This is a genomic window from Halorubrum sp. GN12_10-3_MGM (assembly GCF_005435235.1).
In the GTDB taxonomy this organism is placed as follows: Archaea; Halobacteriota; Halobacteria; order Halobacteriales; family Haloferacaceae; genus Halorubrum; species Halorubrum ezzemoulense.
Window position 1 is genome coordinate 22308 of record NZ_SGUB01000007.1, and the last position, 25523, is coordinate 47830.

The following is a 25523-nucleotide window of genomic DNA, read 5'->3' on the forward strand; positions in this document are numbered from 1 at the left end:
TTATTAGGTTCCCCGCCCCGTTTCATCCGATATCAGCCCGCGCCGGCGACGGCCGTCCCGGCGCGTCCACCCCACCATGCAACAGTACCTCGATCTCGTCGACGACGCGCTCTCGACGGGCACGTACAAGCCGAACCGGACCGGCGTCGACACCATCGCGACGTTCAGCGGGCAGTACACCGTCGACCTCGCGGAGGGGTTCCCCCTCCTGACGACGAAGAAGATGGACGGCTACCGGTGGAACTCGCTCATCCACGAGGTGCTGTGGTACCTCTCCGGCGAGGAGCACATCCGGAACCTCCGCGAGGAGACGAAGATCTGGGACGCGTGGGCCGACGAGGAGGGGAAGCTCGACACCGCGTACGGTCGGTTCTGGCGGCGGTACCCCGTCCCGGAGGCGGCGGCCGAACTCCCCGGCGAGACGTGGCCCGACGACGCGGACCGCTGGGTCACCGTGGAGGAGGACGACGACGGGACGCGGCGGCGCACGTTCGACCAGATTCAGTACGTCCTCGACACGCTCGAAGAGAACCCCCACTCCCGCCGGATGGTCGTGAACGCGTGGCACCCGGCGAACGCCGCCGTCTCGACGCTACCGCCCTGCCACTACACCTTCGTGGTGAACGTCCAAGACGGCCGGCTCAACCTCCACCTGACGCAGCGGTCGGGCGACATCGCGCTCGGCGTCCCGTTCAACATCGCGGCGTACGCGCTGCTTGCGAACGCGCTCGCGCAGCGGACCGGCTTCGAGGTCGGGGAGTTCGGCCACACGGTCGTCGACGCGCACGTCTACTGCGGCCGCGGCGAGCGCGGGAAGTGGTACGCGAACAATCTCCGCTACGTCCAAGAGCGGCTCGCGAACGTCGAGAGCAAGGAGGACTACCTCGACGTGAAAAGCTGGGTCGAGCGCACCGCCCCCGACGAGCCGAACGGGCAGGAGGGGTACGACCACGTGCCCGGCCTGCTCGAACAGCTGTCGCGGACGCCCCGCGACCGCCCGCGGATCGAGATCGCGGACAAGCCGCTGGACGAGCTGACCTACGAGGACGTCGAGGTCGTCGACTACGACTCCGCGGACGGCATCTCGTTCGCGGTCGCGGAGTGATGGCGGGCATGGATTCGAACCCGGACCTCGTCCTCGTCGCCGCCGTCGCCGAGAACCGCGTGATCGGCGACGGCGACGCGATGCCGTGGCACTACCCATCGGACCTGGCACGGTTCAAGCGCCTCACGACCGGCCACCCGGTGATCGTCGGTCGGAAGACGTACGAACGCATCGCCGAGCGCGTCGGCGGCCCGCTCCCCGAGCGGACGAGCGTCGTGTTGACGACCCGCCCCGTCGACGACGGCGACTTCCCCGACGGCGCGGTCGTCGCGCACGACGTCGAGTCGGCGCTCGCGCGGGCGGGAGCGAACGCCGCCGACCGCGGCGTCGACGACGTGTACGTCATCGGCGGCGCGACGGTGTACGAGGCGTACCTCGACCGCGCCGACCGGATGGAGATCACCGAGATCCCCGAGCGCCCCGACGGCGACACGCGGTTTCCGGACTGGGACCGGGAGACGTGGGTCGAGCGCGCCCGCGAGACCGACGACGACCTCGCGTTCGTCACCTACGAGCGGCGCGACGCGAAGTGAGCGAGCCGGGGGTAACGCCTCGCTCACTCGATGAACCGCGACTCCACGTCGCCGGTGGGCATCATACACCGGTCCTTCTTCCCGAACCACCGGTATCGGTTGTCGGCGACGAAGTCGTAGACTCGGTCGCGAACCGACTTCGGGACGTAGCGGAACGGCGAGAGCAGCCGGTAGCGGCCGCCGAGCCCCGACGCGATCTCGATGATCGCCGACGACTTCACGTAGCTCTCGCCGTCCTCGATCAGGACGACCGAGTCGAGGTCGTCGCTCGCAAGGTCGTGTTCGGCCAGCAGCGCCTGTCCCACGTCGGACTGGAGCGAGGCGAAGCGGTACTTCCCCTCCGCGTCGCGGGGGACGACGAACTGTACGAACCCGCTACAGAGGTTACAGACGCCGTCGAAGAGGATGACGGCCTCATCGTCGGGGATATCCCCGTCCATCACTCGCGAACCTATGTCGCCGCCGCAGTTCAGGATTGCGGTGGACCCGGAGCCGGGGTTGCGGTGGCGGCGGAGCGGAAGATTGCGGCGAGCGCAGAAGGGGGATACCGGTTGCCGGGTACCCCGGCGGGCGCCGAGGCGGACGCGGTCCGTCCCGCGCACGGAAAACTTATACAGGTCCCTCGGCCTCTCCAACAAGTTGGAGTCCGACATCATGGCTCGAAGTTCCTCCGTCGCGACCGCCCGATCGCGGTTCCGGACCGTCGTGCGACGGCTTTCGGCGGCGCTCGCCGCGCGGTGTTCGGTGGACCTGCGCGCGCTCGCCGCCTTCCGGATCGGCCTCGGTGCGCTGGTGATCGCCGACCTGATCCGGCGGTCGCGCTCGCTGTCCGCCTTCTACACGGACGACGGCGTGCTCCCGCGGAGCGCGCTGTTCGCCGACTACGGGGAGGTGTACTCCGTCCACGCGCTCGTCGGTGAGCCGTGGGCCGTGGCCCTGCTGTTCGCGCTCGCGGGCGCGTTCGCCCTCGCGCTGCTCGCCGGCTATCGGACGCGGCTCGCGGCGCTCGCCTCGTGGCTGCTGCTGCTCTCGCTCCACGCCCGGAACCCGATGGTGTTGAACTCGGGCGACAGCCTGCTCCGCATGCTGCTCTTCTGGAGCGTCTTCCTCCCGCTCGGCGCCCGCTGGTCGGTCGACGCCCTCAGGCGGGCAGGCGCGGGGACCGACGCGGACGCCGCCGCTGGCGCGGGCGGCTCCGAGAGAGATCCCGGGGCGGACGACGGCGATGAGTCCGCGACAGCCGGGCCGTCCGGGTCCGCCGTGGCGACCGTCGCCACGATGGCGGTCCTGATACAGGTGCTGTTGATGTACGTGACGAACGGCATCCACAAGCGCGGGAGCGACCTCTGGATGGACGGCGAGGCGGTCGCGTACATCATGCAGGCGGACCACTTCACCTACCTGCTGGGGAACCACCTCGCCGAGTTCACCGGCCTGCTCCGCGGTCTCACGGTCCTGTGGATCGCGCTCCTGTTCGCCTCCCCGCTGCTGATCCTGCTCACGGGGATCCCGCGCGCCGCGATCGCCTCGCTGTTCGTCGGGATGCACCTCGGCATGGCGGTCACGATGCCGATCGGCCTCTTCCCCATCGTCGTCGTCGTCGGCTTCGTGCCGTTCTTCCAGACCCCGGTCTGGGACGCCGCGGAGCGCGCCGTGGATCGGTTCGGCCCGCCGGCGGCCCTCGAACGGTGGCGCGCGCGCCTCGAGTCCGTCGGAGACGCGCTCGCCTCGCTCGACGCGTCGATACCCCGACCGACGCCGAGCGGCGCCCTCGCCGGCCTCCGCGCGCGAGTCGGACGCGGACGACCGCTCCTCTCGACGGTCGTGCCGTACGTCTTCCTCGTGCTGATCGTCCTCTCGAGCGCCCAGGCAGTCGGCTACGCCGAGACGCCAGACCCGGCCGAAAACGCCCTCGAAACCGTCGAGATGGACCAACACTGGCGGATGTTCGCACCGGATCCCACCCGCACGACCCGGTGGTTCGTGACGGTCGGCACCCTCGCCGACGGGACCGAGCGAGACGTGTTGCGCGACTCGCCCGTGGAGTTCGACCGGCCGCCGCGCGCGGAGGCCACCTACCGGAGCGCGCGCTGGCGGAAGTACCTCGGCAACGTCGCGTCGACGGACAACGAGAACCACCGGTCGTACCTCGCGAACTACCTCTGTGAGGACTGGAACCGGACCCGCGAGACGGCCGTGGAAAACGTCACGATCCACCAGCAGTACGAGCGGACCGACCCCTACAACGGGAGCGTGGTGGCCGCGAACGGGTTCGAGCTGATCGAGTACGACTGCTCGGGCGAGTTCATCCAAGACGAGTGACCGGCCCCGACCGCCGACCGCAACCCCCTTCCCTCGCCCGGCCGCCGTGACGGGTATGCAACCGACGGGACACCTGCGGGGCGACGCGGTCCGCGTGGGCGGGGACGCCCGCCAGCGCTTCTACGACGCCCGGGGGTACGGGCGGCCGCTCGACGGCAACGAGATCGCGCTCTCGCGGGTCGAGGCCGCCCACCTCCTGTTCCGCGGCGACCTCTCCGGGATCGAACTCGGGGGCGACGCGGCGGGCGTGTCGGGCGGCGACCCCGTCGGCTTCGAGCGCTTCTTCGTCGCGAGCGCGGCCGCCGCCGACCGCTTCGCGGTGCGGTTCCTCGTCTACTCCGACCTCCGCGACCGCGGCTTCTACCTCTCGCCCGCCCGCGAGCCGTGGCCCGGGGGGAGCGACGCGCCGGGAGACGCGGTCGACTTCGTCGCCTACGAGCGCGGCGAGACGCCCGACACGGGCAAGGTCAAGTACCCCATTCGGGTCGTCGGCGAGCGGGAGTCCGTCGCGGCCGCGGGGCTCGCGGGCCGCACCCTCGCGGTCGTCGACGAGGAGTCCGACATCACATACTTCGCGGCCGAGGGCGGCGCGGTCGACGGCGCGACCGACTACGAGCCCCCCGCCGACCTGAGCGGCGTCCTCCTCGCCGACCGCGTCGTCGTCTGGGACGCCCCCGAGGGGCTGTACGAGCGCGGCTTCTACGGCCGCCCGCTCACCGGACGGGCCGCAGACGTCGAGGGCGCGCTCCAGCTCTCCCTCGTCGAGGCCGCGTCGCTGGTCGCGGACGGCCGGCTGGCGCTGTCCACGTCGGTCGGAGACGAGGGGGGTGTTGCCGGCGACGACGCCGCCCGGATCGTTGCCCGCGGCCGCGAGGTGGAGGGGGACCGCTTCGACCGCCGGCTCGCGGTGTACGAGCGCCTCCGCGGTGCCGACGCGGTGCCGAAGACCGGCTTCAAGTTCGGCGCCGACTTCCGGACGTACCTCGACGTGGAGACGGTCGAGGACCTGCCCCACTCCGAACACCTGGTGCGCGTCGTCGAGGCCGACCACCGGTTCTCGCCGCGCGAGCTCTCGCTCGACGTGCGGCTCGCCGGCGGCGTCCGCAAGGAGATGGTGTTCGCGGTGACGTCGGTCGGCGGCGGACGCGGCGCGCGCGCGGCGGACTGGGTCCGCGCCGCCGACGTGGAGTGGGTCTCGGTCGACCGACTGACGCCGTAGCCGACCGGCACCGGAGTTGAGGGATACCGCAGCCGACCGTCTCGCGGCCGACCGATCACCGCCCCGTGGCCGACCGGTCACCGCTCCGCGGGCCGTTCACGACACCGTCACAGTGTCGTCGAACAGCGCGGCGAACAGCTTGTTTTCGGCCGCGCGGAGGTGCTGCGTGAACGTCGTCTGCGAGATATCCATCATCGACGCCACCTCCTCTCCGGTGTGCTCGCGGGGCCACTCGAAGAACCCGGCGAAGTGCGCGGTGCGCACCGCTTCGCGCTGCCGGTCGGTCAGCTCGGACCGGTCGCGCAGAACACGCTCACCGACCTCTTCGAGGACGTGTCGTGGGGGCAGCTCGACTACCTCGTGGTGGACCTGCCGCCGGGGACGGGCGACGTCCAGTTGACGGTGCTTCAGAACCTCCCCGTGACGGGGACGGTCGTCGTCACGACGCCGCAGTCCGTCGCCGTGGGCGACACCCGTCGAGGCGTTCAGATGTTCGGGGAGTACCGGACGAACGTGTTGGGCGTCGTCGAGAACATGAGCGGGTTCGTCTGCCCGAGCTGCGGGGACAGACACGAGATATTCGGCGAGGACGGGGGGGCGGACGCTCGCCGAGTCGGTCGACGTCCCGTACCTCAAATCGCTGCCGCTGGACCCGGCCGTCCGCGCGGGAGGCGACGACGGTGAGCCGATCGTCTCCGACGGCGACGGCGAGGCCGCGGCGGCGTTCCGGGACCTGGCGGCCGCGGTCGCGAACAAGGTCGGCGTCCTCCGGCGTCACCACCGACAGCGGAAGAGCGAGGAGGCGGTCTGAGCGGCGCGCGCCGCCGTTCACGCCTCGATCTCGAAGGGGATCACGTAGGTCCTGTTGTTCGACCCGAGCGAGAAGACGTACTCGCCCGGCCGGTCGAGCACCGCGTCGCGCCGGTCGGACGCGTCCGACGCGGTCGGGTCGTAGCGGAGCGTCCACGTCCGCGTCTCGTCGGGGGCCAGTTCGATCACGGTCAGATTGTACGTTCCCGCCGGCGCGTTCGCCGCCGCCCGCCACTCGGGCGCCCCCGAGTCGGCGGCGTTCCGGAAGACGACCCACCGGTCCGGATTGATCGGGACCGGCTCGTCGCCCACGTTCGTGGCGACGACGCGGACGGTCTCCCCGTCCCGATCGAGGGACAGCGAGAGCCCGCCCGTCCGCTGGTCGGGACACACCGGATCGTCGACCCGTTCGCCGTCCGGTCCTATCGCGGGGCAGCCCGGAGCGCCGCCCGACAGGCAGCCGGCGAGGACGACGAGACACGCGACCGCGACGAGGGCGAGTCGAGACATTACCGTCACGACGGTGCGCCGTTTCAAAGGGGGTCTCGGAGGCTACGACGATCGCTTGAGCTACCGACCGGCCGCGGGCGCCGCGGAGAGAGCAGGAAGCTTTTTCCGGCGGTGACGCGCGTCGACACCCATGGTCGACCCCTCCACGTTCCCCGCCGAGTCGAGCGCGTACGACATCTCAACGGTGGACCTCAGCGACGACCGATACGAGGTCACGCAGTCGCTGGTCCGCAACAAGTACGCCGTCACCGACAGCGCCGGCGATGTCGTCCTGCGCGGGAAACAGAAGATGTTCAAGCTGAAAGAGGAGTTCCCGTTCGTCACGGCCGACGGCGAGGACGCCTTCTCGGTGAAGGCCGGCGGCATCATGGACGTCGCGGGCAACTACGCGATCACCGACGCGGGCACCGGCGAGGAGGTCGTCGTCTTGGACGAGGACCTCTCGCTTCTCGTCGAGAACTGGACGATTCGCGACCCCGACACCGGCGAGGCGCTGGCGACGATCCGGTCGAAAAACAAGGTGCTGTCCGCGCTCCGGCACCTCGTCGGCCCCGCGAACCTGATCCCGAACAAGTACGAGATATTCGACGCCGACGGCGGCCACGTCGGCGACATCGCGGGGCAGTTCTCGATGCGCGACGCCTACACGGTCACCATCGACGACGCGAGCGGCGTGCCGAAGGAGGCGGTGATCGCCGCCGCGTGTATCCTCGACGCCCTAGAGAACAAGTAGCGGCCGCGACCGAGGGGACGGCGCCGGCTACTCCCCGCCCAGCTTCGACTCGCCGACCGCGTCGTGACCGTCGATGACCTCGGTGCCGCCCATGTACGGGCGGAGCGCCTCCGGGACGGTGACGGTGCCGTCGTCGTTCTGGTAGTACTCTAGGATCGCGACGACAATCCGCGGGACCGCGAGCCCCGAGCCGTTCAGGGTGTGGAGGTACTCCGCCGACTCGTGGTGCTCCTCGCGGTACTGGATCCCAGCGCGGCGCGCCTGAAAATCCTCGAAGTTGGAGACCGAGGAGACCTCCAGCCAGCGGCCTCCCTGCTCCGGGCCCTCGTCCATGTCGTCCGCGGGTGCCCACACCTCGACGTCGTACTTTTTCGCCTGCGTGAACCCGAGGTCGCCGGTACACATCTCGAGGATGCGGTAGGGCAGTTCCAGGCGGCGGAGCACCTCCTCGGCCTCGTCGACGAGCCCCTCGAAGCGCTCGTCGCTCTCCTCGGGCCGGACGAAGTTCACCATCTCCACCTTGTTGAACTGGTGGACGCGGACGATACCGCGCGTCTCGGTGCCGTGTTCGCCCGCCTCCTGTCGGAAGTTGGGCGTGTACGCCTGGTACTTCAGCGGGAGGTCCTCGCCGAGGAGGATCTCGTCGCGGTGGAGGTTCGTGACCGGCACCTCCGCGGTCGGGAGCAGCCAGAGGTCGTCGTCGTCGTAGTCGTCCTCGTTCGACCCTTCGACGCGGTAGGCGTCCTCGGTGAACTTCGGGAGTTGCCCGGTGCCGCGCATCGACTCGGAGTTGACGGGGATCGGCGGGAACACGTCCTCGTACCCCTGCTCGCGGTGGACGTCGAGCATGAACTGGATCAGGGCGTGTTCGAGGCGCGCGCCGTCGCCCTTCGCGACGTAGAACCCGCCGCCGGCGACCTTCGCGCCGCGCTCGAAGTCGAGGATCTCGAGGTCCTCACCGAGGTCGTAGTGCGGCTCCACGTCGGCGGGGACCTCGCGGTGGTCGTCGAACCCCTCGCGGCGCACCTCGACGTTCTCCGACTCGTCCGCGCCGACCGGCACGGAGTCTTGGGGGATCTGGGGCAGTTCGAGCAGCGACGCCTCCAGTTCGCGCTCCAGTTCGTCGGCGCGCGCCTCGACCTCCTGGAGCTCCGACTTGAGCTCCTGGGAGCGCTCGATCGCCTCCTGGGCCGCCTCCTCCTCGCCGGCGGCTTTCAGCTCGCCGATCGTCGAGGAGACCTCGTTGCGCTCGTGGCGCAGGTCGTCGCCGCGCTGTTTCAGCTTTCGCCACTCCTCGTCGACGTCGAGTATCCGGTCGAGGTCGACGTCGACGCCCTTGTTGTCGAGCGCCTCGCGGACGACCTCGGGGTTCTCCCGGACGAACTGTCGAGACAGCATTTGTCGGGAGTTCCGCGGGGCGACCCAAAACCGTATCGGAGCGTCGTCACCGCGTGACAAGGATTCGGGCCGGAGCGCGGAACCGCGGGCCTCAGGGGATGAACGAGAACGTACCGAACGCCATCAGGAGGGCGAGCGCGGCGACGACGACGCCCATCACGCGCATCATCAGGATCCGCGTGTCGCTCGGTTCGATCCGCCCCGTCGATCCGTCTGGCGAGCGGGTCTGCCAGCTCGTCATCTTTCGCGGGAACGCCGCCATCGCCAGCGCGCCGGCGCTAACGAGGAGGGGGACGGCAACGAAGAACAGCCGGAATGGTGCGGGGAGCATGCGCGGGGGAGTCTCGACGCGAGGCAACAAAGTGTTATGGAATCGGGAGGTCCCGCGGAGTCGGGGCGCCCGGTTCGCGCGTCGCCGTCAGTACCCGCCCGGTAACGCCATCCCGACGGCGAGCGCGGCGAGCGGCACGGCGGCGACGACCGCGTACCAGAGGCCGGCGGCGCCGAGGAGGAGCCACGTCCCGACGCCGTATCCCGTCGGGTCCCAGTCGACCCCGAACCGCGGCAGCCCGGCGACCGCGGCCGCGGGGGCGACGAGGCCGACGAGGACGCCGCCGAGAAGCGCCGTTGAGAGGAACCCCGAACTCCACGCGGGCCCCGCCTCGCCGGCGCGCGCCACCGTGAGGCCGACCCCGACGAGGTACGGGACGGAGAGCCCGACCGCGACCGCAAGGTACGAGGGGAGGACCCGCCCCGCCGGGGGAAGCGCCTCGAACAGCGCCCGGAGGCGCGACGCCGCGAGGAACGGCGCGCACAGTCCCGCGGCGACGAGCCCGGGGAAGCCCAGCAGCGCGAGCGTCCACAGCCAGCCGACGACCGAATCGACGACCGCGGGAGCGAGGGAGGTCGGAACCGACGGAGCGGGGACGGGCGAGACCATGCGCGAGACGAGCCGCCGCGGGCGGCAAACCTCTTGTGGTGACCTGCGAGGCGTCGCCGTCGCGGTCGGCCGGCGGCCGCCCGGAACCACCAGCGTTTATCCCGCTCGCCGCGACCGGCCGACAACGATGCTCATCACGGGCGCGACGCTGGCCGACGGCCGGGTGCGAGACGTGCGTATCGGCGACGACGGACGGATCGACGCGGTCGCCGAGGGGCTCGGCGCCGACGGCGGCGAGCGCGTCCTCGAAGCCCGCGGGAGGCACCTCCTGCCGGGCGCTGTCGATGTCCACGTCCACTTCCGGGAGCCCGGCGGGGGGCACAAGGAGACGTGGACCTCCGGGTCCGAGAGCGCGGCCGCCGGCGGGGTCACGACCGTCGTCGACCAGCCGAACACCTCGCCCCCGACGGTCGACGGCGCGGCGTTCGACGAGAAGTCCGCGCTCGCGGCCGACTCGCTCGTCGACTACGGGATCAACGGCGGCGTGACCCCCGACTGGGACCCCGAGGAGCTGTTCGATCGGCGCCTCTTCGCGCTCGGCGAGGTGTTCCTCGCGGACTCGACCGGCGACATGGGGATCGACGCCGACCTGTTCGCCGACGCGCTCGACGAGGCGAGCGCCCGCGACGTGCCGGTCACGGTCCACGCCGAGGACGCGACGCTGTTCGACGACGGCGCGCTCAACGGCGACCTCGGCGGGGTCGGCACGGCCGCGACCGCCAACGCGTGGTCCGCCTATCGGACGGCCGACGCCGAGGTCGCCGCGGTCGAGCGCGCGCTCGCGACGGCCGCGGAGCGCGACGCCCAGCTCCACGTCGCGCACACCTCGACGCCGGAGGCGGTCGACGCCGTCGTCGAGGCCCGCGAAAGCGAGTCGGGAGAGGGCGACGGCGACGCTAGTACCGACGCCGCACGCGTCACCTGCGAGGTGACGCCGCACCACCTCTACCTCTCCCGCGAGCGGGCGCGGTCGCTCGGCACGTTCGGGCGGATGAACCCGCCGCTACGGTCCGAGGAGCGCCGCGAGGCGCTGTTCGCCCGCCTCGCCGCGGGCGACGTCGACGTGGTCGCGACCGACCACGCGCCTCACACGGTCGAGGAGAAGCGGCGGGGACTCGTCGACGCGCCGAGCGGCGTGCCGGGCGTGGAGACGCTGTACCCCCTGCTCCTGGAGTCGGCGCGGACGGGCGAACTGTCGCTCGAACGCGTCCGGAACGTGGTCGCCGCGAACCCGGCCGAGATATTCGGCCTCGACCGGAAGGGGCGGGTCGCGGCGGGGCGCGACGCCGACCTCGTCCTCGTCGACATCGCCGACCCCCGCGAGATCGAGGCCGCCGCGCTCCACAGCGCCCCCGCGTGGACCCCATTCGAGGGGCTCCGCGGGGTCTTCCCCGAGGTGACGCTCGTCCGCGGCGAGGTCGTCTACGAACGCGACCCGGCGACGGGGGCGGCGTCGTTCGGCGAGCCCGTCGGGCGGAACGTCAGGGAGTCGTAATCGCGGGGAACCGAAGGGAATCGCGGAGCGCTGTGCGGAAACCGCGCGTCCGGGCGATCGACGGCCGAGACGCCGAAATCGGCCGCGACGACGGATCGGGGGCGGCGGAACGCATATGCCGTTGCTCGCCTTAGCCGGTGTATATCGATGACCACGGGGAGCATTCGCACGGTCGCCTCGGGGCGGGAGCCCGACCCGGACGAGGTCGGCCGGACATGACCGACCCCGGAGAGTCGGGGCCGGTCGGGACGGGTCCCGCGGGGTCGGCCGACGCGGAATCGAGCGACGCCGAGGCCGCGGGAGCGACGACCAGGGCCGGCGCGGGGAGCGGACCGGAGACCCCCGCGGACGTCGCCACGCTCGCGGACCGCATCGTCGAGGAGGTCGAGGACGTGATCGTCGGCAAGCGAGGCGCGGTCGAACACGTCCTCGTCACCGTGCTGGCGCGCGGCCACCTGCTCGTGGAGGACGTGCCGGGCGTCGGGAAAACGACGCTCGCGAAGTCGGTCGCGCGCTCGATCGACGGCTCGTTCAAGCGCGTCCAGTTCACCCCCGACCTCCTTCCCTCCGACGTCACCGGCGTCAACGTGTTCAACCGCCGCACCGACGAGTTCGACTTCCAGCCCGGTCCGGTGTTCGCGAACGTCGTGCTGGGCGACGAGATCAACCGCGCCCCGCCGAAGACGCAGTCGGCGCTCTTGGAGGCGATGGAGGAGAACCAGGTGACGACCGGCGGGACCACCCGCGAGCTGCCGGACCCGTTCTGCGTGATCGCGACCCAGAACGACGTGGAGCCGGGACAGACGTACGAGCTTCCGGTCGCGGAGGTCGACCGGTTCACGAAGAAGATCCGGCTCGGCTACCCGGACACCGAGGAGGAGGCCGCGATCCTCGGGCGGCTCACCGGCGACCACCCGGTCGACTCGGTCGAGCCGGTCGCGACGATCGCGGACGTGCGGGCGGCCCGCCGGGTCGTCGGCGAGGTCGAGGCCTCGGAGGCGGTCCGGGAGTACGTGGCCCGGCTCGCGGTGTTCACCCGGCGGAACGCGAAGCTCGGGGCGAGCCCGCGCGGGAGCCTCGCGCTGATCCGCGCGTCGCAGGCCCGCGCCGCGCTCGACGGCCGCGGGTACGTGATCCCGGACGACGTTCAGACCGAGGCGCCGACGGTGCTCTCGCATCGGGTCCGGACCGAGTCGGGCGGGACCGACGGCGCGGACGTCGTCAGCGACGCGCTCGACCGGATTCGCGTGGAGTGACCCGCCCATGACGCCCCCCTCGCGCCGATGACGCCAGCGCTCACCCGACGAGGGCGCGTCGCCGGCGTCGTCGGCCTCGTCGCAGCCGCCAGCGCGTTCGCAGCAGGCGGCCGCGCCTTAGACGCGATCGTGATCCCGGTCGCCATCGCGCTCGCGGCCGGCTACGTCCAAGTGTTGCGGGTCGACGTGCCCGCGGTCCGCCACGTGGCGCCCGCCGACGGATTCGTCGGGGAGACGCGGGAGGTCCGCCTGGAGTTCGGACCCGACGCGGTCGGGGGCGGCGACGCCTCCCCGTCGTTCCTCGCCGACGTGTCTGTCCGGGTAGACGAGGGGCTCGACGGGCCGACGGCGCCGATCCGAGCGTCCGTCGGCACTGAGCCGGTGTCGTACCGCGTGACGTACCGCGAGCGCGGCGAGCGGACCCTCGGACCGATCGACCTCACCGTGACCGACGTGTTCGGCCTCTTCGAGCGCGAACTGGTCGTCGACGAGACCGACGCCGTGACGGTGTACCCGCCCCGCGACCCGATACCGACGCGGTTCCGGCGGGCGCTGTACGCGGCCGACGCGGTCGACGTGAGCCGGCAACGGGAGGAGTTCGACCGGCTCCGCGAGTACACCCGTGGCGACGCGGTCCGCGACGTCCACTGGGCGACGACCGCCAAGCGAGACGAGATCGTCGTCAAGGAGTTCGCGGCCGAGACCGCGCGGAACCGGGTGACGATCGCGGGCGGGACAGACGTCGGCAGCGGGAAGGAACGACCGGTGTTTGCCGGTATCGACCACGGCGACACCGACCGGGCCGCGAGCGCGGTCGCGGCCGACGAGCTCGCCCGGGCGACGGTGAGTCTCGCGCTGGCGCTGCTCGACGACGGGGTCCCGGTCGACGTGCGGCTCCCCGGCGGTCGCGTCTCGGCGGCACCGGGCGGCCGCGGTCGACGAGAGGTGCTGGAGCTGGCGGCGGTGACCAGCCCGGGAGCTGTGGCCGACGACGAGGCCGACGTGACGGTCGTCGCCGGGGCGGACGGCGCCCGGTTCCGCACGGGCGACCGGGCGGTCTCCTTCGCGGACCTGCGCCGCGAGGCCGAGGAGGAGGGCACGCCGACCGGAGCCCACGGCCCGCGCCGAGCCGAGAGCGCGGCGGACCCCGGGGAGGTGGCGTCGCCGTGAGCCGCGGTTCGTCGCTCCGGGAACCCCGTTCACCGGGCGAGCCGACCGACGGCGACGGGCGGCTCGCCGACCCGGCGGTCGTCGGCGTCGCGGTCGTCACCGCGGCGTACCTCGCCGTGTTCTTCCAAATAACGAACGTCGTCGGCGGGACGGGACGGACCGCCGGCGTCGTCGCGCTCGCCGGCCTCGGCGGCGTCGCGCTGGCGCGGGCCGTCGGCGAGCGGACCGCGCTGTGGCTGGCCGGCCTCCTCCTCGCCGCGGGGCTCGCCGCCTACGTCCTCGCGATCCCCGAGAGCCGGCGAGCGCTGTTCACGGCGCGGAGCGTCGCCTTGGACCTCCTCGCGCTGTCGACCGGGCTCTCCGTGTTGCGGCTGGCGCTCGCGGACGTCTGGGTGCTCGCGGTGGCGCCGGTGCCGACGTTCCTCGTCGGCTACTTCGCCGGGCGCGGGCGACACGTCGCGGCCGCGTCGGTCGCGGGAGGGACGCTCGGCTTCCTCGTGTTGACCGGCGACGCCGAGACGGGAGCCGCGGTCGCCGGGGTCGTCGGCCTGGCGCTCGCCGTCGGCCTCGCGACGCTCTCGACGCCGAGCCGGCGCCGCGGCCACGCGGGGACGTTCGCCGTGGTGGTCGCCGCGATGGTCGTCGCGAGCGCGACCGTCACCGTGATCCCGGCGGGGGCGGCGGCCCCGCTGGGGCTCGACCGCGGGACGACGACGTTAGAGTCGAGCCTGAGCGGCGACGACGAGCTGGACGTCGTCGGATCGACGCGGCTCTCGCCGGAGGTGCGGTACACGATCGAGAGCCCGGTCGAGCGGAACTGGCACACCGGCGCGTACGACACCTACACCGGCGATGGGTGGGTGCGGAGCGGCGAGCGGTCAGCGGTCAACGGCTCGCTGTCGGGCCCGCCGGGCGCGAGCGACCTCGTCGAGACGCGGATCACCTCGGAGGCCGAGTCGACCGCGCTGCCGGCGCCGTGGAAGCCGGTCTCGGCTCTGGGCGGCGGCGCGGTCGAGGTCGACGAGCGGGGGAGCCTCCGGCTCGCGGAGCCGCTCGAACCGGGCGACGGGGCGGTCGTCCGGAGCCGCGTGCTCGACGCAGACCCCGCGGCGCTCCGGAACGCCAGCGACGACTACCCGACGGCCATCGAGGAGCGGTACACGCAGCTGCCCGAGAGCACGCCCGGGCGGGTCGGCGACCGAACAGAGGAGATCGTCGCTGCCGCGGGCGCGGAGTCGCCGTACGAACAGGCGGCCGCGGTCGAGGCGTACCTCCGCTCGGAGTACGAGTACACGCTGACCGTCGAGGAGCCCGAGGGAGACGTGGCGGACGCGTTCCTCTTCGAGATGGACGCCGGGTACTGCGTGTACTTCGCGACGACGATGGCGGCGATGCTCCGGTCGCAGGGGATCCCGACGCGCTTCGAGACCGGCTACACCCCGGGCCAGCGGGTGGGCGACGACGAGTACGTCGTCCGGGGACAGAACGCCCACGCGTGGGTGTCGATCTACGTGCCGGACCACGGCTGGGTGGCGTTCGACCCGACCCCGTCCGGGCCGCGCGACGAGACGCGGGCGACCCGGCTCGCGGAGGCGCGCGCCGACGGGGCGGAGAACGTCGACACGGACGCGTCCGTCCCGGACCGGACGCCGGACCCCGAACCGAACCAGACCGACGCGGAGACGACCGACGACGCGCCGAGCGGGGGGACGAACGACTCGACGGTCGGGAACGCGAGCGGCGGCGGCGCGGTCGGTCCCACCGACATCGCGCGGCTCGACGGGACCCGGACCGGAACCATTCCGGCGGCGGCCACGCGGTCGGCGAGGGGATCCGAGGCGGACGGGAGCGACGGCGGCCCGCTCGGGTCGCTCCCCGACCCGGAGACCGCGCTCTACTGGCTGCTCGTCGCGGGGCTCGGCGTCGCGGGGGTCCGCCGGACGGGGCTCGCGGGACGAGTTCACCGTCGGATCGGTCCGGCGCTCCCGCGGCGGCGGCGCGATCCGAGGGCGGACGCCGAGCGCGCGTTCGGGGACCTCGAACGGCTGTTGGCCGGGCGCTACCGCGAGCGGCGCCCGGGGGAGACGCCGCGGAGCTACGTCGACGCGGTCCGGACGCTCGGCGCGGACGAGCGCGTCGAGACCGTCGCCGCCGCGTACGAGCGCGCCGCGTACGCCGGGTCGGTGACGCGCGCCGAGGCCGACGAGGCCCGGCGGGCCGTGCGCCGGCTCGCGCTCGAACGGCTGCCGCTCGTCGGGCGGTTCGTCCGCTGAACGGGGGGCTTCCCGACACTATTTAATATGGGCATCCTGTAGACTCAGGCTGTAATGTCGGAAGTCTGCTCGACGTGCGGACTGCCCCAGGAACTCTGCGTCTGCGAGGACGTCGCGAAAGAGTCCCAGCAGATCAGCATCCGCATCGACGAGCGCAGGTACGGTAAGGAGGTAACGGTCATCGAAGGATTCGACCCGAAGGACGTGGACCTGAGTTCCCTCTCGTCGGATCTCAAGTCGAAGTTCGCCTGCGGGGGCACCGTCGAAGACGGCGCCATCGAACTCCAGGGGAACCACTCGGGTCGCGTGGAGGACTTCCTCCGCGACAAGGGCTTCAACGTCGCGTGACCGTCACCTGACCGTCCGCCGTCGAGCGTCGGTTCGAACCGCAGTCGGCTCTCGTTTTTACCATGAGTCGCGTCCGGGAGCGACGGCACCGTCGACTCACGCGGCCGGAACGGACCGTCTCAGGCGACTACCGCGGCGCGGCCGACGACGAACGCCACCGCCGCGAGGAAGGTTCCGTACTTAAATCGGCGCTGCGCGGCGGCCGGGTCGGCGAAGCCCTCGTAGGCGGCGTACAGCATGACCGCGTCGGCGACCGCAACGACCGCGAGGTACGCCGCGCCGAGCGTCCCGGAGAGGTACGGTAGCGGGCTGACGGTCACGGCAACGCCGAGCGCGGCCGCGCCGATCCACAGCGCGCGGCGCTCGCCGACCGCGATGGGGAGCGTCGCGAGCCCCTCCTCGCGGTCGCCCGCCACGTCCTCGACGTCTTTGATCACCTCGCGGGTGAACGTCGAGAGACCGGCGAGCGCGGCGAGGACAAGGACCGCGCGCGGGTTCCCGACCGCGGCGCCGCCGAACAGGAACGTCGAGCCGACGAGGTAGGCGACCAGAGCGTTGCCGAGCCCGGGCGTACCCTTGAAGACGCTCGTGTAGGTGACGAGCGCGACGAGGTTCACCGCGGCGATGCCGATCGCGAGGGTCGGGAGTCGGACCGCGAACGCGACCGCGACCGCGAACCAGAGCGCGGCGGTCGCCAGCGCGGTCCGCGGCGAGACGGCGCCGCGGGGGATCGGCCGGCCGGGGCTGTTGACGGCGTCGATCTCGCGGTCGAAGTAGTCGTTGATCGCGTTGCCCGCGGCGACCGCGAAGACGGTCGTCGCGGCCGCCAGCGCGGTCGGGAGGACGGCGCCGCCCGCGCCCGCGACGAACGCGCCGGTGGCCGTGAGCCCCCCGGCGGCGACGCAGTTGCCGAGGCGCGCGAGCTCGACGATACCGCGGAGCGCGTCTCGCACGTCGTCCGCCTACTCCCGCCCGCGAGGAATAAACGGTGCGGGATCGGTCGCGCTGCGCCGCCGGCCCGGCTCGGGTCGTCCAACCGGTCCGCGGGAATCCGCCGAAAAGTAAAACCGGCGCTGCCCGTACCGGCTGTCATGTCCGACGCCGCCGTCAGCGGGGACCGCCGCCTGCGGGTCGACCTCGACGTCGACCTCGTCGACGACAGCGGGTGTCCGATCGTCACCGAAGCCACCGAGGCCGCCGGGGTGGCTGTCAACGCCGTCGGCGAGGAGTGCGTCGTCGACGTGACGACGCCCGACGGCGACGTGCGCCGTGGGACAGGCGAAGTGGGCGAGGATTGCCTCTGTCACGCCTTCTCCCGGCTCGGCTACGCCCCGCACTTCCGGCGCGTCGAGGACGGGACGATCCTCGTGACCGCGTACGTCGACGACCGCGACGCCGTCCGCCGACTGGTCGAGGAGCTCCGCGAGGTCGTCGACCGGGTGCGGCTCGTCCGGCTCGCGGTCGTGGAGGGCCCCGACGCGACCGAGCAGGTCACCTTCGACCTCTCCGCGCTGACGCCGAAACAGCGCCGCGGCCTCGAACTCGCGGTCGTCCGCGGCTACTTCGACGACGACCGCGACGTGCGCCTGAGCGACCTCGCGGACGAGCTCGGGATCAGCAAGTCGGCGCTCTCACAGCGGCTCCGCACCGCGCAGGCGAAGCTGGTGACCGACGTCTTCGACGGCGTCGAAGGGTGAGCGCGGTCCTCTTGAAGGGATACACACGTGAAGCGGGACGCGGAGGTGGCGTCGACGCGTCGGGCCGGGTATGACCGACGACGAGCCGCCGGTTCCCGAACCGGCCCGAGACGACGCCACCGTCGAACTCGTGCGCGACGCCATCGGCGTCGCGCGCGGCGAGGTGCCCGCGGAGCGGTTCTCGACGAAGTACGGCACGGGGATCGAGTCGGACGGCGGCCCGGAGTGAGGCCCGCCGCCGGACGGCGACTCAGTCGTCCGCGGGCGCGGACCGGTCGGGGCCGTCGATCCGTGCGAGGGCCTCCTCGCCGGCGCGCTCCGACTCCGTGAGGTAGCACTTCGGGTCGGGCGCGAACGGGTCGCCGTGCGCGGAGAGCGCCCGGAGCCGCGAGCCGCCGCGACAGATCGACTGGTACGCGCAGTCGGCGCACCGCCCGGAGAGGTGTTCCTCCCGCTCGCGGAGCCCGGAGAGGAGCGGGTTCGACTCGTCGGACCAGATCGCGCCGAACGAGCGGTCACGGACGTTCCCGGGCGAGTACCCCTGCCAGAACTGCGTCAGGTGGACGTTGCCGACGGGGTCGACGTCGGCGACGCGCTCGCCGGTCGGGTCGCCCCCGTTGCGTTCGAGGTACCGGTAGATGAGCCGGGCGCGATCCTCCCCCATCTCGCGGTCGGCGTACTCGACCAGGTGGCCCGCATCGGCGTAGTTGCCGACGAGCAGGGTCTCTATCTCCTCGCCTCGGTCGTGGTACTCGCGGGTGAGGTCACAGAGGTCGGTGACCGCCTTCCGAGTGGCCTCCGGGGAGAGGTCGACGTCGGAGATGTCGGCGCCGCGGCCGCCGTAATCGAGGTGGTAGAAGCAGAAGCGGTCGACGCCCACGTCGGCGAGCAGGTCGACGACGCCCGCGAGGTCGTCGACGTTGTGCTCGGTGATCGTGTACCGCAGTCCGGTCTTGAGCCCCACGTCGAGGCAGGCCTCGATCCCGCGCACGGCGGCGTCGAACGCGCCCTCCTCGCCCCGGATGCGGTCGTTGCGCTCGGGGAGTCCGTCGACCGAGACGCCGGCGTACTTGAGGCCGGCCTCCTTCAGTTCGCGGGCGCGCTCCCGGGTGAAGAGCGTGCCGTTCGTCGAGAGCACCGGCCGGATTCCGCTGTTGTCGGCGTACGCGACCAGCTCGGTGAGGTCCTCGCGGACGAGGGGCTCGCCGCCGGAGAAGAGGAGGACCGGGACGCCGAACTCGGCGAGGTCGTCGACGAGCGCCTTCCCCTCCGCGGTGGAGAGCTCGTTCGGCGCGCCCGCCTCGTCGGCGCCGGCGTAGCAGTGCTCGCAGTAGAGGTTACACCGCTTCGTGGTGTTCCAGACGACGACCGGACGCTGCTGTACCTCCTCGGTGATCTGCGGCTTCTTCGAGCCGTCGGCCGCGTCGTAGCGGAGCCCGTCGCTCTCGGCGTCGAGCCCGCAGAGCAGCTTGCTGACGGATATCATCGCTGGTCCCCCGCGTCGTCGGCGTCGACCGCGTCGGCCGGGGGCGCGCCGCCGCAGGAGACGGTCGGCGTCCCCTCCGTCTCCTCGTAAACGCGCGGTTCGTCGGCGTCCCCGTCGCCATCGTCGCTCTCTCCGGCCTCCGTCCCGTCGTCCGCGAGCGACCCGGCGGAAAACCGGGAAACCTCTGCGGCCGGGCACACCCACACGTCGCGGGCGTACCACGCGAAGAGCTTGCTCGCCTCCTCGTGGGCGGCGTCCGGCGTCGGGGCGGCGACGGTTCCGACGTGGCGGAGCGGGTCCGACTCCGCCTCGCGGACGAACACCTCGAAGCGGCGACCGTCGGCCGACCGCGGCCCGTTCGCGCCCTCGCTTCGGTCCGGCTTCTCGACCATACCCCACCGTACGGACGGTTCCCCGAACGGGGTTTCGCGCGTTCCCACGGCCGCGAAATTCGACCGAACGGGTTCGGGCGAGACGGTAACGCGGAGGGGTCGCCGTCCGAGTCGAGCGACGGCGGCAGACCTGCCGCTCCCGGCTCCGAGAGGATCGAGGACCGCGTACGCCGCGATCCCGTGTGAGAGCGGCCGTTACCGAAGGAGAAACCCGATCAGATGACGCGGTTCTGCAGGTAGTCGAGGTGTTTCGCGTTGTAGACGATCTTGACCTCGTCGGTGGCCGGGCTCCCGATACAGGTGAGCCGGACGTTCTTCTCCTCGACCTCCTCGTCGGAGAGGATCTGCTGCATGTCCATCTCGATGTCACCTTCCTTGACGATGGACGCGCAGTTCGCGCACGCGCCGGCGCGGCACGAGAAGGGCCAGTCGTAGCCCTGCGCCTCGGCCGATTCGAGGATGTATTCGCCCTGGTTCACTTCGAGGGTGCCGTAGTCCTCTTCGTCGAGGCCGGCGTCTGCGGCCTCCTCGAAGAGATTATCGTCGTCCATCGACCAGCCGTGGTCGTCGAGCACTTCGTAGTTGAGGTATTCTACTGTGGGCATCACCTGACGGTTTGGTGCCCACCTCATTAGGCTTTGCTGTTCCCCGTCCGCCGCCGCCGAGACGAGAGCCCGACGACCGAACGAGTTCGCTTCCGCGGCCGAACGAGTTCGGCACGTTCCGTCGCCTCGTCCGGGGATCGGGGCGTCGTCGATCGGCCGGGTTCCTCACCGCCGGCGACCTCCGTCCGATCGCGTGACTGCGCGTTATCGCGACTGATACGAGGTGAGTAACAATAAATAGCGTACGACGCGCAGGACGTACCGATGGAGGAGTCCGTCGTCGCCGACTTCGTGGGCCGCGTTCACGCGGCGAGCCTGTCCGCCGACGAGCCGGCGACCGGTCGCGTCCTGTTGAGCCAGCGACGGCTGGTCCTCGCGACCGACGACGGCAAGGAGACGATCCCCCTCTCGCGGGTGTTCGACGTCGTCGTCGGGAGCGTCCCCGGCGACCTGCGCTCGTTCTTCAACGACAGCGTCACCGTCGCGTACGAGCGCGACGGGTCGCGGCGCTCGGCGCTCGTGGAAGGCGAACCCGACGACATGGACAAGTTCGTCAGGCTGCTGTTCACGTCCCTGTTGCGGAACGTCACCGTGACGGTGCGACACCCAGCGAAGGTCGGCGGCCGCGTCACGGACGCGACCGACCACCGCGCCTCGGTGTCGGTGTCGCCGGGCGAGATACGGTTCAACAACTGTCCGGACCCGTTCACGGTCGACCTCTCTTCGGTGATCGACTACGAGCGGACGGACCGCACCCTCGGCGGGAAGAAGCGCCCCGCGCTCGTCTTCGAACACGTCGTCGACGACCAGACGGTCACGTCGATCACGACCGTGCCGAACGAGCGCGCGCTCAACATCCTCGGCCGGTACATCAAGATCGAGTACGACGAGGCGATGGAGGACTTGGAGTCCTTCGACCCGACCGAAGAGCAGCTGGAGATCCTCGTCTCTATCTACTCCGCGGGCGGCGAGGCGAACATCGCGGACGTCGTCACCGGAGACGTCGCCCAGACGTCGATGATCCTCGACACGCTCCGAGAGGAGGACCTCGTCGCCGACGGCGACAGCGGGACCACGCTCACCCGCAAGGGACAGATGATCGTGAGCTCGTACCTCGAATCCGTCAACGCCTGAGCGCCGCACGCGGAGTTTGGGCCGGACGCGGCGCGCGCTCGGGGGAAGTTTCATAGTCGTGTACCCGTAGATATCTCTCATGCGAGACAGCAACCACCCCGGCGGCGAGTCGCCGCTCGACGCCGTGGTCCGCGAACGGGGACTCGACGCGCCCGACGGGGCGGGGAAGCCCGATCCGACCGGGGACTCGACGTGTCCGGGCGACGCCGGCGGTTCGGGGCCGCGAGTCGCCCGCGTGCCGGAGAGCCACACCCACGACACGTTCTCTGTCGAGGGGATCGAGACCGACCGCCGCGAGGGGTTACTGGAGACGGTCCTGCGCGACGTCGACGGCGTCAGCGCCGCCTCGGCAACGCGGCGCAACGGGACCGTCGGCGTCCACCACGACCCGTCGCTCTCGCGGGACGCGCTCCGCGGGGAGCTCGAATCCTGCGGCCTCGTCGTCGCGCCCGGCGACGAGGCGTTCGAGTCCCGGCGCGCCTCGCAGTTCGCGTCGGCGCGCGTCGCGGTCGCGACCCTGTTCGGCCTGATGGTCGCGACGCCGTACATCGCGGTGCTGTACCCGACCCGGGTCGAGTGGCTGTTCTACGACCCGGTGACCGTCCAGTACCTTCAGTCGATCCTCGACTCGCAGATGACGACGCACTTCTTCATCAACCTCGGCGCGCTCTCGGGGCTCGCGTTCCTCGTCGCCTGCGGCCCGACGATCCGTCGCGCGGCCGCGGCGGTGCGCGACGGTGAGTTCACCAACGAGGTCGCGTTCGTCGGGGGGGTCGCCGCCCTCTACGGCTACAGCACGCTCACCGCGTTCACCGGGCTGGAGGGCGCGGTCCACTACGACCTGGTCGCGTACGCGGTCGTCGTCGCGACCTTCTGGACGCAGTTCGGCGTCACGGACACCGCGGTCGATCCCGCGTCGCGCGGCGAGTCCGCCGCGGAGCCGGCCGACGCCGACGCGGACGAACCGGTCGCGATGACCGACGGCGGGCGCTGACGCGTCACGGCGGTCGTCACTTTTACGCTCGCGCGCTGATCCCGCTCTCGACCGTTTCCGATTCCGCTCGCTGACCCGCCCGCTCGCCTTTTACCGTTCGTGCGTCGCTTCCGGAGAGTCACTCCGCCGCGTCCGCGCCCGCGACGGGCGTCCCGCTCTCGTCGACGGTCACGACGCCGTCGACGGTGACCTCGTCGCCGACGGCGAGGACGTCGCCCCACGATCGCTCCTCGACGACGGTGTTGACCATCAGCCGGAAGTCGTGGTCGAAGCGGTCGCTCGCGGTCCACTCGGGCAGCGTCTCGCGGCGCTTCCGGACGAACCGCTCGCGGAACCCGTCGATCTCGGCCCCCGTGTCCGGGTCGCGAGAGGGGACGACGCAGCGCTGACACGGGTTGACGCCGATCAGCGCCGTGTCGCCGACCGCGACGCGGACGCCCTCCCCGTGGTCGGCGAACAGCCGGTCCTCGAAGAACGCCGGGCAGTCGTCCAACACGACGTTCGGGCGGAGCCGCCGGCGCATCTCCGTCGCGTCCGCCACGTCCTCGAACCACGAGGCGACGGTCGCCAGCGTCGCCCGCGAAACCACCGTCGGCCCGCGCGCGGCGCGGTCGTCGGGGAAGCCGCCCGCGTCGTCTCGCACGAGGTCGACCGCGTACCCGAGGTACTCGCCGACCCAGTCGGCCAGCGCGTCGCCTTCGTCGGGGAGCGGGAAGGTGCGCTCGTCGGCCGGGGCGCGTTCCGTCGCCGGTCGCGAGAGCGTCACGGCCGTCGGCGTGGCGTCGGGCGGGCCGGCGAGTTCGTACTCGGCGCTGAGCCCGTGGATCGCCGGCTCGCTCTTCCCGTTAACGTAGCCGCCGCCACCGCTGACGGAGGCGCGCTCCGGGTCGACGCCGGCTTCGACGAGCGCGTACGTGCGGTCGCCGCGGAGCGCGCCCTCGGGGCCGATCGCGGCGCGGTCGACGGCGACGCCGTCACAGGACTTCAGGGGATACGCGAGGAGTTCGGCGACGCGTGTCATACCGCGAGTTCGACGGGCCGGATAAAAAGCGATCGGCCGACGGGGGCGTCCCCGCCGGACGGTGGTCGCGCGCGACGACGGGTCAGAACAGCCCGGCGATGAACCCGACGCCCATGACGACGAGGACCGCCGCGGAGAACGCGGGCAGGTACGGGGTGTACCGCTCGACGCGCTCCCGAGAGCGGTGGTAGCCGGCGATCAGCAGCAACGTGAGTCCGACGATACCCGCGATGACGGTGAGCGCGTAGGCGCTCATCAGTTCGAGACAGTAGTTCGACCCGGCACAGAGCGCGATGATCTCGAACTCCTCCTCGTGGGCGAACCCGAGGACGAACGCGAACCACGCGATTCCGAGCAGGCCGCGGTCGGCCCCCTCGTCGAAGCCGCCGTGCGAGTGGCCGCCGACGAACGGGAGAAGCCGCTTCAATCGAGCGAGGCGTCCGTCGTCGTCATCGTGGTCGTGGCTGTGGTCGTGGTCGTGGCTGTGGTCGCGATCGTGGCCGTGGGCGTGAGCGTCGTGATCGTCCGACGCCTCAAGAGAGCCGTGAGAGTGCCCGTGGACGTACTCGCGGACGCCGAGCCCGATCAGCAGCGCGCCGGCGACGAGGCTGACCGGCCCACCGATCTGGACGCCGCCGAGCACCGTGATCGGCTCGTTGACCTGCGTGAGATCGAAGTAGCTCTTCGCGTAGAAGAAGACGACGACCATCGCGATGCTGCTCACGAGGTGGCCGAGGCCGATGATGGCGCTCGCCGCGAACCCGTACAGCCACTTGTTGGTCTGGTCGAGGGCGTAGGAGGCGGCGACCGGCCAGCCGTGGCCCGGTTCGACGCCGTGGACCGCGCCGAGGAGGACCGCGCCCGCGAGCGGCCCGAACAGTTCACTTGAGAGCATACGCGGCGCTCCGAGCGGGCGGGGTTTAGCGGTTGTTAGTACCGAACCGGGTGAATCGTCATAACGAACCTCTTGTACTCGCGGGATCCACGACGGCACAATGCGAACGAGCTTCAACGTCCCGGACGACCTCGTCGACGAGTTCGATCGGACGTGGCGGGAGGAGGAGATCGAGAACCGGTCGCGGGCGGTCCGCGAGGCGATGCGCGAGTTCGTGGAGTCGCACTCGCGGCTCGAAGACACGACCGGCGAGGTGGTCGCGCTCGTCGGCTTCGACTACCGCCACCACGAGGTCATCCGGGAGCTCCACGGCGCGCAACACGAGTATCAGGACGTGATCCTCAACACGAGTCACACCCACCAGGGCGAGTGGTGTCTGGAGTCGCTGTTCTGCCGCGGCGACGCCGAGCGCGTCCGACAGCTCACGTACCGGCTCCGCGACTTCGACGCCGTCCGTCGAGTGAAGGTGATGCTGATTCGGGACGGCCCCGACTGACCGGGACGAGGTTCCCGAGTGGTAATCGAGGAACGTTCGCCGCGGCGATGTCGTCATCGTCGAGTTCGATCCGACGGAGGGCTCGGAGCAGAGAGGGACACGGCCCTGCGTAGTCGTCCAGAACGATATCGGGAACGAGAACGATCCGACGACCATCGTCGTTCCGATCACGACATCACGGGGAGACGAACTGTGTCCCTTCGAGATGCGTATTCCGGTCGCGGAGTCGCCGCTTCGGGAGGATTCGGTCGCGCTCTGTAGTCAAATTCGCACGGTGCCTATCGAACACCGCATTACCAACAGCAGTGGTTCCGTCCCGGAATCTCGAACGAAGGAAGTCGACGAGGCGCTCAGGTATGGCCTCGGCCTGATCGATCCCTAGCGATTCTCTCGCTGTTCGACCTTGTTCAATTCGATCAACAGCCGGAAGATTGCCTTCACGAGGTTCGCGTCCACGTCGAAGCGCTCGGCGTTCTCCCCGGCGCGCTCCATCACGCGCTCCTCCTGCCCCTCGTCGGTGGTCGGGAGGTCGCGCTCCTCCTTCACTGCCGCGACGGTGTCGGCGACGTACGTCCGGCGGGCGATCAGCTCGACTATCTCGCGGTCGATGTCCTCTATCTCGTGTCGCAGTTCGTCGAGGCTCCGGTCCTCCGCGTTGGGTGTGTCGCTCATTGGTAGTAGGGTCAGTGAT

The 25523-nt window shown here is 71.2% G+C and carries 28 protein-coding genes and 2 pseudogenes; 17 read left to right on the plus strand and 13 right to left on the minus strand.

Going from position 1 to position 25523, the window contains the following annotated elements; all coding sequences use genetic code 11:
* The first annotated feature begins 76 nt into the window (after nucleotides 1-76).
* Entirely contained in the window at nucleotides 77-1105 is a 1029-nt protein-coding gene (thyA, locus tag EXE47_RS07065) for a thymidylate synthase (RefSeq protein WP_049931586.1), read from the plus strand.
* Complete coding sequence (locus tag EXE47_RS07070; protein WP_089308134.1) at nucleotides 1105-1638, plus strand: dihydrofolate reductase; 534 nt, start codon at nucleotides 1105-1107, stop codon at nucleotides 1636-1638. The genes thyA and EXE47_RS07070 overlap by 1 nt, the downstream gene beginning before the upstream one ends.
* A 23-nt stretch (nucleotides 1639-1661) precedes the next feature.
* On the opposite strand, the gene EXE47_RS07075 is transcribed toward EXE47_RS07070, so the two are convergent.
* Complete coding sequence (locus tag EXE47_RS07075) at nucleotides 1662-2078, minus strand: thiol-disulfide oxidoreductase DCC family protein (protein WP_086215411.1); 417 nt, start codon at nucleotides 2076-2078, stop codon at nucleotides 1662-1664.
* 214 nt (nucleotides 2079-2292) lie between these two features.
* Between EXE47_RS07075 and EXE47_RS07080 the strand changes: the two genes are divergently transcribed.
* Nucleotides 2293-3960 (plus strand): HTTM domain-containing protein, encoded by a 1668-nt coding sequence (locus tag EXE47_RS07080; RefSeq protein WP_089308399.1) that lies wholly within the window; start codon nucleotides 2293-2295, stop codon nucleotides 3958-3960.
* A gap of 55 nt (nucleotides 3961-4015) precedes the next feature.
* A complete protein-coding gene (endA, locus tag EXE47_RS07085) occupies nucleotides 4016-5179 on the plus strand; it encodes a tRNA-intron lyase (protein ID WP_089308135.1) in 1164 nt (387 codons plus the stop codon).
* Nucleotides 5180-5275: 96 nt separating this feature from the next.
* Here the strand turns inward: endA and EXE47_RS07090 are convergent, their stop codons facing one another.
* Nucleotides 5276-5443, minus strand: a complete 168-nt coding sequence (locus EXE47_RS07090; RefSeq protein ID WP_394334811.1) for a helix-turn-helix domain-containing protein — start codon at nucleotides 5441-5443, stop codon at nucleotides 5276-5278.
* 12 nt (nucleotides 5444-5455) lie between these two features.
* Between EXE47_RS07090 and EXE47_RS07095 the strand changes: the two are divergent.
* A pseudogene (locus EXE47_RS07095) lies at nucleotides 5456-5990 on the plus strand (P-loop NTPase); the annotation flags it as partial.
* A gap of 17 nt (nucleotides 5991-6007) precedes the next feature.
* On the opposite strand, the gene EXE47_RS07100 reads toward EXE47_RS07095, so the two are convergent.
* Nucleotides 6008-6499 carry a hypothetical protein gene (locus EXE47_RS07100; RefSeq protein WP_089308136.1) on the minus strand — a complete coding sequence of 164 codons (492 nt, stop codon included), beginning with the start codon at nucleotides 6497-6499 and terminating at the stop codon, nucleotides 6008-6010.
* A gap of 130 nt (nucleotides 6500-6629) precedes the next feature.
* Between EXE47_RS07100 and EXE47_RS07105 the strand changes: the two genes are divergently transcribed.
* Complete coding sequence (locus EXE47_RS07105) at nucleotides 6630-7232, plus strand: hypothetical protein (RefSeq protein ID WP_086215414.1); 603 nt, start codon at nucleotides 6630-6632, stop codon at nucleotides 7230-7232.
* 27 nt (nucleotides 7233-7259) lie between these two features.
* Here the strand turns inward: EXE47_RS07105 and serS are convergent, their stop codons facing one another.
* The 3 genes from serS to EXE47_RS07120 all read right to left on the minus strand — a co-directional run bounded on the left by serS (nucleotide 7260) and on the right by EXE47_RS07120 (nucleotide 9570).
* Nucleotides 7260-8630 carry a serine--tRNA ligase gene (gene serS, locus EXE47_RS07110; RefSeq protein WP_089308137.1) on the minus strand — a complete coding sequence of 457 codons (1371 nt, stop codon included), beginning with the start codon at nucleotides 8628-8630 and terminating at the stop codon, nucleotides 7260-7262.
* A gap of 91 nt (nucleotides 8631-8721) precedes the next feature.
* Nucleotides 8722-8961, minus strand: coding sequence for a hypothetical protein (locus EXE47_RS07115; protein ID WP_049931593.1), 240 nt, complete (start codon nucleotides 8959-8961; stop codon nucleotides 8722-8724).
* A gap of 87 nt (nucleotides 8962-9048) precedes the next feature.
* The gene (locus EXE47_RS07120; protein WP_089308138.1) at nucleotides 9049-9570 is read right to left on the minus strand and encodes a hypothetical protein; all 522 of its coding nucleotides are present in this window, start codon (nucleotides 9568-9570) and stop codon (nucleotides 9049-9051) included.
* 127 nt (nucleotides 9571-9697) lie between these two features.
* On the opposite strand from EXE47_RS07120, the gene EXE47_RS07125 reads away from it, so the two are divergent.
* The 5 genes from EXE47_RS07125 (at nucleotide 9698) to yciH (ending at nucleotide 16112) form a co-directional block, all read left to right on the plus strand.
* Entirely contained in the window at nucleotides 9698-11065 is a 1368-nt protein-coding gene (locus EXE47_RS07125) for a dihydroorotase (protein WP_089308139.1), read from the plus strand.
* A gap of 215 nt (nucleotides 11066-11280) precedes the next feature.
* Nucleotides 11281-12321 carry a MoxR family ATPase gene (locus tag EXE47_RS07130; RefSeq protein ID WP_137708102.1) on the plus strand — a complete coding sequence of 347 codons (1041 nt, stop codon included), beginning with the start codon at nucleotides 11281-11283 and terminating at the stop codon, nucleotides 12319-12321.
* A gap of 27 nt (nucleotides 12322-12348) precedes the next feature.
* Nucleotides 12349-13491 (plus strand): DUF58 domain-containing protein, encoded by a 1143-nt coding sequence (locus tag EXE47_RS07135; RefSeq protein ID WP_089308141.1) that lies wholly within the window; start codon nucleotides 12349-12351, stop codon nucleotides 13489-13491.
* Entirely contained in the window at nucleotides 13488-15764 is a 2277-nt protein-coding gene (locus tag EXE47_RS07140) for a transglutaminase domain-containing protein (RefSeq protein WP_089308142.1), read from the plus strand. The genes EXE47_RS07135 and EXE47_RS07140 overlap by 4 nt, the downstream gene beginning before the upstream one ends.
* 54 nt (nucleotides 15765-15818) lie before the next feature.
* Nucleotides 15819-16112: a stress response translation initiation inhibitor YciH gene (yciH, locus tag EXE47_RS07145; RefSeq protein ID WP_004596695.1), complete on the plus strand. Its 294-nt coding sequence runs from the start codon at nucleotides 15819-15821 to the stop codon at nucleotides 16110-16112.
* A gap of 119 nt (nucleotides 16113-16231) precedes the next feature.
* Here the strand turns inward: yciH and EXE47_RS07150 are convergent, their stop codons facing one another.
* The gene (locus EXE47_RS07150; RefSeq protein ID WP_089308143.1) at nucleotides 16232-17065 is read right to left on the minus strand and encodes a geranylgeranylglycerol-phosphate geranylgeranyltransferase; all 834 of its coding nucleotides are present in this window, start codon (nucleotides 17063-17065) and stop codon (nucleotides 16232-16234) included.
* 138 nt (nucleotides 17066-17203) lie between these two features.
* On the opposite strand from EXE47_RS07150, the gene EXE47_RS07155 reads away from it, so the two are divergent.
* Nucleotides 17204-17809: a helix-turn-helix domain-containing protein gene (locus EXE47_RS07155; RefSeq protein WP_089308144.1), complete on the plus strand. Its 606-nt coding sequence runs from the start codon at nucleotides 17204-17206 to the stop codon at nucleotides 17807-17809.
* Nucleotides 17810-17879: 70 nt separating this feature from the next.
* Nucleotides 17880-18038: a hypothetical protein gene (locus tag EXE47_RS18415; protein ID WP_155120037.1), complete on the plus strand. Its 159-nt coding sequence runs from the start codon at nucleotides 17880-17882 to the stop codon at nucleotides 18036-18038.
* A gap of 21 nt (nucleotides 18039-18059) precedes the next feature.
* Here EXE47_RS18415 and EXE47_RS07160 read toward each other — a convergent pair whose 3' ends face one another.
* The 3 genes from EXE47_RS07160 to fer all read right to left on the minus strand — a co-directional run bounded on the left by EXE47_RS07160 (nucleotide 18060) and on the right by fer (nucleotide 20292).
* On the minus strand, nucleotides 18060-19295 hold the full coding sequence (locus EXE47_RS07160) for a TIGR04347 family pseudo-SAM/SPASM protein (protein WP_089308145.1): 1236 nt from the start codon (nucleotides 19293-19295) through the stop codon (nucleotides 18060-18062).
* Entirely contained in the window at nucleotides 19292-19687 is a 396-nt protein-coding gene (locus EXE47_RS07165; RefSeq protein ID WP_089308146.1) for an Htur_1727 family rSAM-partnered candidate RiPP, read from the minus strand. Before EXE47_RS07165 ends, EXE47_RS07160 begins: the two co-directional genes overlap by 4 nt.
* 215 nt (nucleotides 19688-19902) lie before the next feature.
* Nucleotides 19903-20292, minus strand: a complete 390-nt coding sequence (gene fer, locus EXE47_RS07170; protein ID WP_049931604.1) for a ferredoxin Fer — start codon at nucleotides 20290-20292, stop codon at nucleotides 19903-19905.
* A gap of 264 nt (nucleotides 20293-20556) precedes the next feature.
* Between fer and EXE47_RS07175 the strand changes: the two genes are divergently transcribed.
* Nucleotides 20557-21426 carry a CheF family chemotaxis protein gene (locus tag EXE47_RS07175; protein ID WP_049931605.1) on the plus strand — a complete coding sequence of 290 codons (870 nt, stop codon included), beginning with the start codon at nucleotides 20557-20559 and terminating at the stop codon, nucleotides 21424-21426.
* Between the two features lie 79 nt (nucleotides 21427-21505).
* The gene (locus EXE47_RS07180; RefSeq protein ID WP_049931606.1) at nucleotides 21506-22420 is read left to right on the plus strand and encodes a hypothetical protein; all 915 of its coding nucleotides are present in this window, start codon (nucleotides 21506-21508) and stop codon (nucleotides 22418-22420) included.
* Between the two features lie 118 nt (nucleotides 22421-22538).
* On the opposite strand, the gene EXE47_RS07185 is transcribed toward EXE47_RS07180, so the two are convergent.
* Both EXE47_RS07185 and EXE47_RS07190 read right to left on the minus strand, forming a co-directional pair.
* The gene (locus EXE47_RS07185) at nucleotides 22539-23441 is read right to left on the minus strand and encodes an MOSC domain-containing protein (protein ID WP_089308147.1); all 903 of its coding nucleotides are present in this window, start codon (nucleotides 23439-23441) and stop codon (nucleotides 22539-22541) included.
* Nucleotides 23442-23523: 82 nt separating this feature from the next.
* Entirely contained in the window at nucleotides 23524-24336 is an 813-nt protein-coding gene (locus EXE47_RS07190) for a hypothetical protein (RefSeq protein WP_049931608.1), read from the minus strand.
* A 100-nt stretch (nucleotides 24337-24436) separates the two neighbouring features.
* Between EXE47_RS07190 and EXE47_RS07195 the strand changes: the two genes are divergently transcribed.
* On the plus strand, nucleotides 24437-24832 hold the full coding sequence (locus tag EXE47_RS07195) for a CopG family ribbon-helix-helix protein (protein WP_089308148.1): 396 nt from the start codon (nucleotides 24437-24439) through the stop codon (nucleotides 24830-24832).
* A 31-nt stretch (nucleotides 24833-24863) separates the two neighbouring features.
* Nucleotides 24864-25214, plus strand: a pseudogene (locus tag EXE47_RS07200) (type II toxin-antitoxin system PemK/MazF family toxin); the annotation flags it as partial.
* On the opposite strand, the gene EXE47_RS07205 reads toward EXE47_RS07200, so the two are convergent.
* Nucleotides 25211-25504, minus strand: coding sequence for a chorismate mutase (locus tag EXE47_RS07205; RefSeq protein WP_049931610.1), 294 nt, complete (start codon nucleotides 25502-25504; stop codon nucleotides 25211-25213). The pseudogene EXE47_RS07200 and the gene EXE47_RS07205 overlap by 4 nt on opposite strands.
* Nucleotides 25505-25523 lie beyond the last annotated feature (19 nt).

Bases quoted from the DNA above. Each gene is read 5' to 3' on its own strand.
- EXE47_RS07175 (WP_049931605.1), top strand. From the start codon at position 20,557: ATGGAGGAGTCCGTCGTCGCCGACTTCGTGGGCCGCGTTCACGCGGCG.
- EXE47_RS07195 (WP_089308148.1), top strand. From the start codon at position 24,437: ATGCGAACGAGCTTCAACGTCCCGGACGACCTCGTCGACGAGTTCGAT.
- endA (WP_089308135.1), top strand. From the start codon at position 4,016: ATGCAACCGACGGGACACCTGCGGGGCGACGCGGTCCGCGTGGGCGGG.
- EXE47_RS07125 (WP_089308139.1), top strand. From the start codon at position 9,698: ATGCTCATCACGGGCGCGACGCTGGCCGACGGCCGGGTGCGAGACGTG.
- yciH (WP_004596695.1), top strand. From the start codon at position 15,819: ATGTCGGAAGTCTGCTCGACGTGCGGACTGCCCCAGGAACTCTGCGTC.
- serS (WP_089308137.1), bottom strand. From the start codon at position 8,630: ATGCTGTCTCGACAGTTCGTCCGGGAGAACCCCGAGGTCGTCCGCGAG.
- EXE47_RS07135 (WP_089308141.1), top strand. From the start codon at position 12,349: ATGACGCCAGCGCTCACCCGACGAGGGCGCGTCGCCGGCGTCGTCGGC.
- EXE47_RS07130 (WP_137708102.1), top strand. From the start codon at position 11,281: ATGACCGACCCCGGAGAGTCGGGGCCGGTCGGGACGGGTCCCGCGGGG.
- EXE47_RS07180 (WP_049931606.1), top strand. From the start codon at position 21,506: ATGCGAGACAGCAACCACCCCGGCGGCGAGTCGCCGCTCGACGCCGTG.
- EXE47_RS07165 (WP_089308146.1), bottom strand. From the start codon at position 19,687: ATGGTCGAGAAGCCGGACCGAAGCGAGGGCGCGAACGGGCCGCGGTCG.
- EXE47_RS07115 (WP_049931593.1), bottom strand. From the start codon at position 8,961: ATGCTCCCCGCACCATTCCGGCTGTTCTTCGTTGCCGTCCCCCTCCTC.
- EXE47_RS07160 (WP_089308145.1), bottom strand. From the start codon at position 19,295: ATGATATCCGTCAGCAAGCTGCTCTGCGGGCTCGACGCCGAGAGCGAC.
- EXE47_RS07205 (WP_049931610.1), bottom strand. From the start codon at position 25,504: ATGAGCGACACACCCAACGCGGAGGACCGGAGCCTCGACGAACTGCGA.
- EXE47_RS07105 (WP_086215414.1), top strand. From the start codon at position 6,630: ATGGTCGACCCCTCCACGTTCCCCGCCGAGTCGAGCGCGTACGACATC.
- EXE47_RS07070 (WP_089308134.1), top strand. From the start codon at position 1,105: ATGGCGGGCATGGATTCGAACCCGGACCTCGTCCTCGTCGCCGCCGTC.
- EXE47_RS07185 (WP_089308147.1), bottom strand. From the start codon at position 23,441: ATGACACGCGTCGCCGAACTCCTCGCGTATCCCCTGAAGTCCTGTGAC.
- EXE47_RS07100 (WP_089308136.1), bottom strand. From the start codon at position 6,499: ATGTCTCGACTCGCCCTCGTCGCGGTCGCGTGTCTCGTCGTCCTCGCC.
- EXE47_RS18415 (WP_155120037.1), top strand. From the start codon at position 17,880: ATGACCGACGACGAGCCGCCGGTTCCCGAACCGGCCCGAGACGACGCC.
- EXE47_RS07075 (WP_086215411.1), bottom strand. From the start codon at position 2,078: ATGGACGGGGATATCCCCGACGATGAGGCCGTCATCCTCTTCGACGGC.
- EXE47_RS07190 (WP_049931608.1), bottom strand. From the start codon at position 24,336: ATGCTCTCAAGTGAACTGTTCGGGCCGCTCGCGGGCGCGGTCCTCCTC.
- thyA (WP_049931586.1), top strand. From the start codon at position 77: ATGCAACAGTACCTCGATCTCGTCGACGACGCGCTCTCGACGGGCACG.
- EXE47_RS07120 (WP_089308138.1), bottom strand. From the start codon at position 9,570: ATGGTCTCGCCCGTCCCCGCTCCGTCGGTTCCGACCTCCCTCGCTCCC.
- fer (WP_049931604.1), bottom strand. From the start codon at position 20,292: ATGCCCACAGTAGAATACCTCAACTACGAAGTGCTCGACGACCACGGC.
- EXE47_RS07155 (WP_089308144.1), top strand. From the start codon at position 17,204: ATGTCCGACGCCGCCGTCAGCGGGGACCGCCGCCTGCGGGTCGACCTC.
- EXE47_RS07080 (WP_089308399.1), top strand. From the start codon at position 2,293: ATGGCTCGAAGTTCCTCCGTCGCGACCGCCCGATCGCGGTTCCGGACC.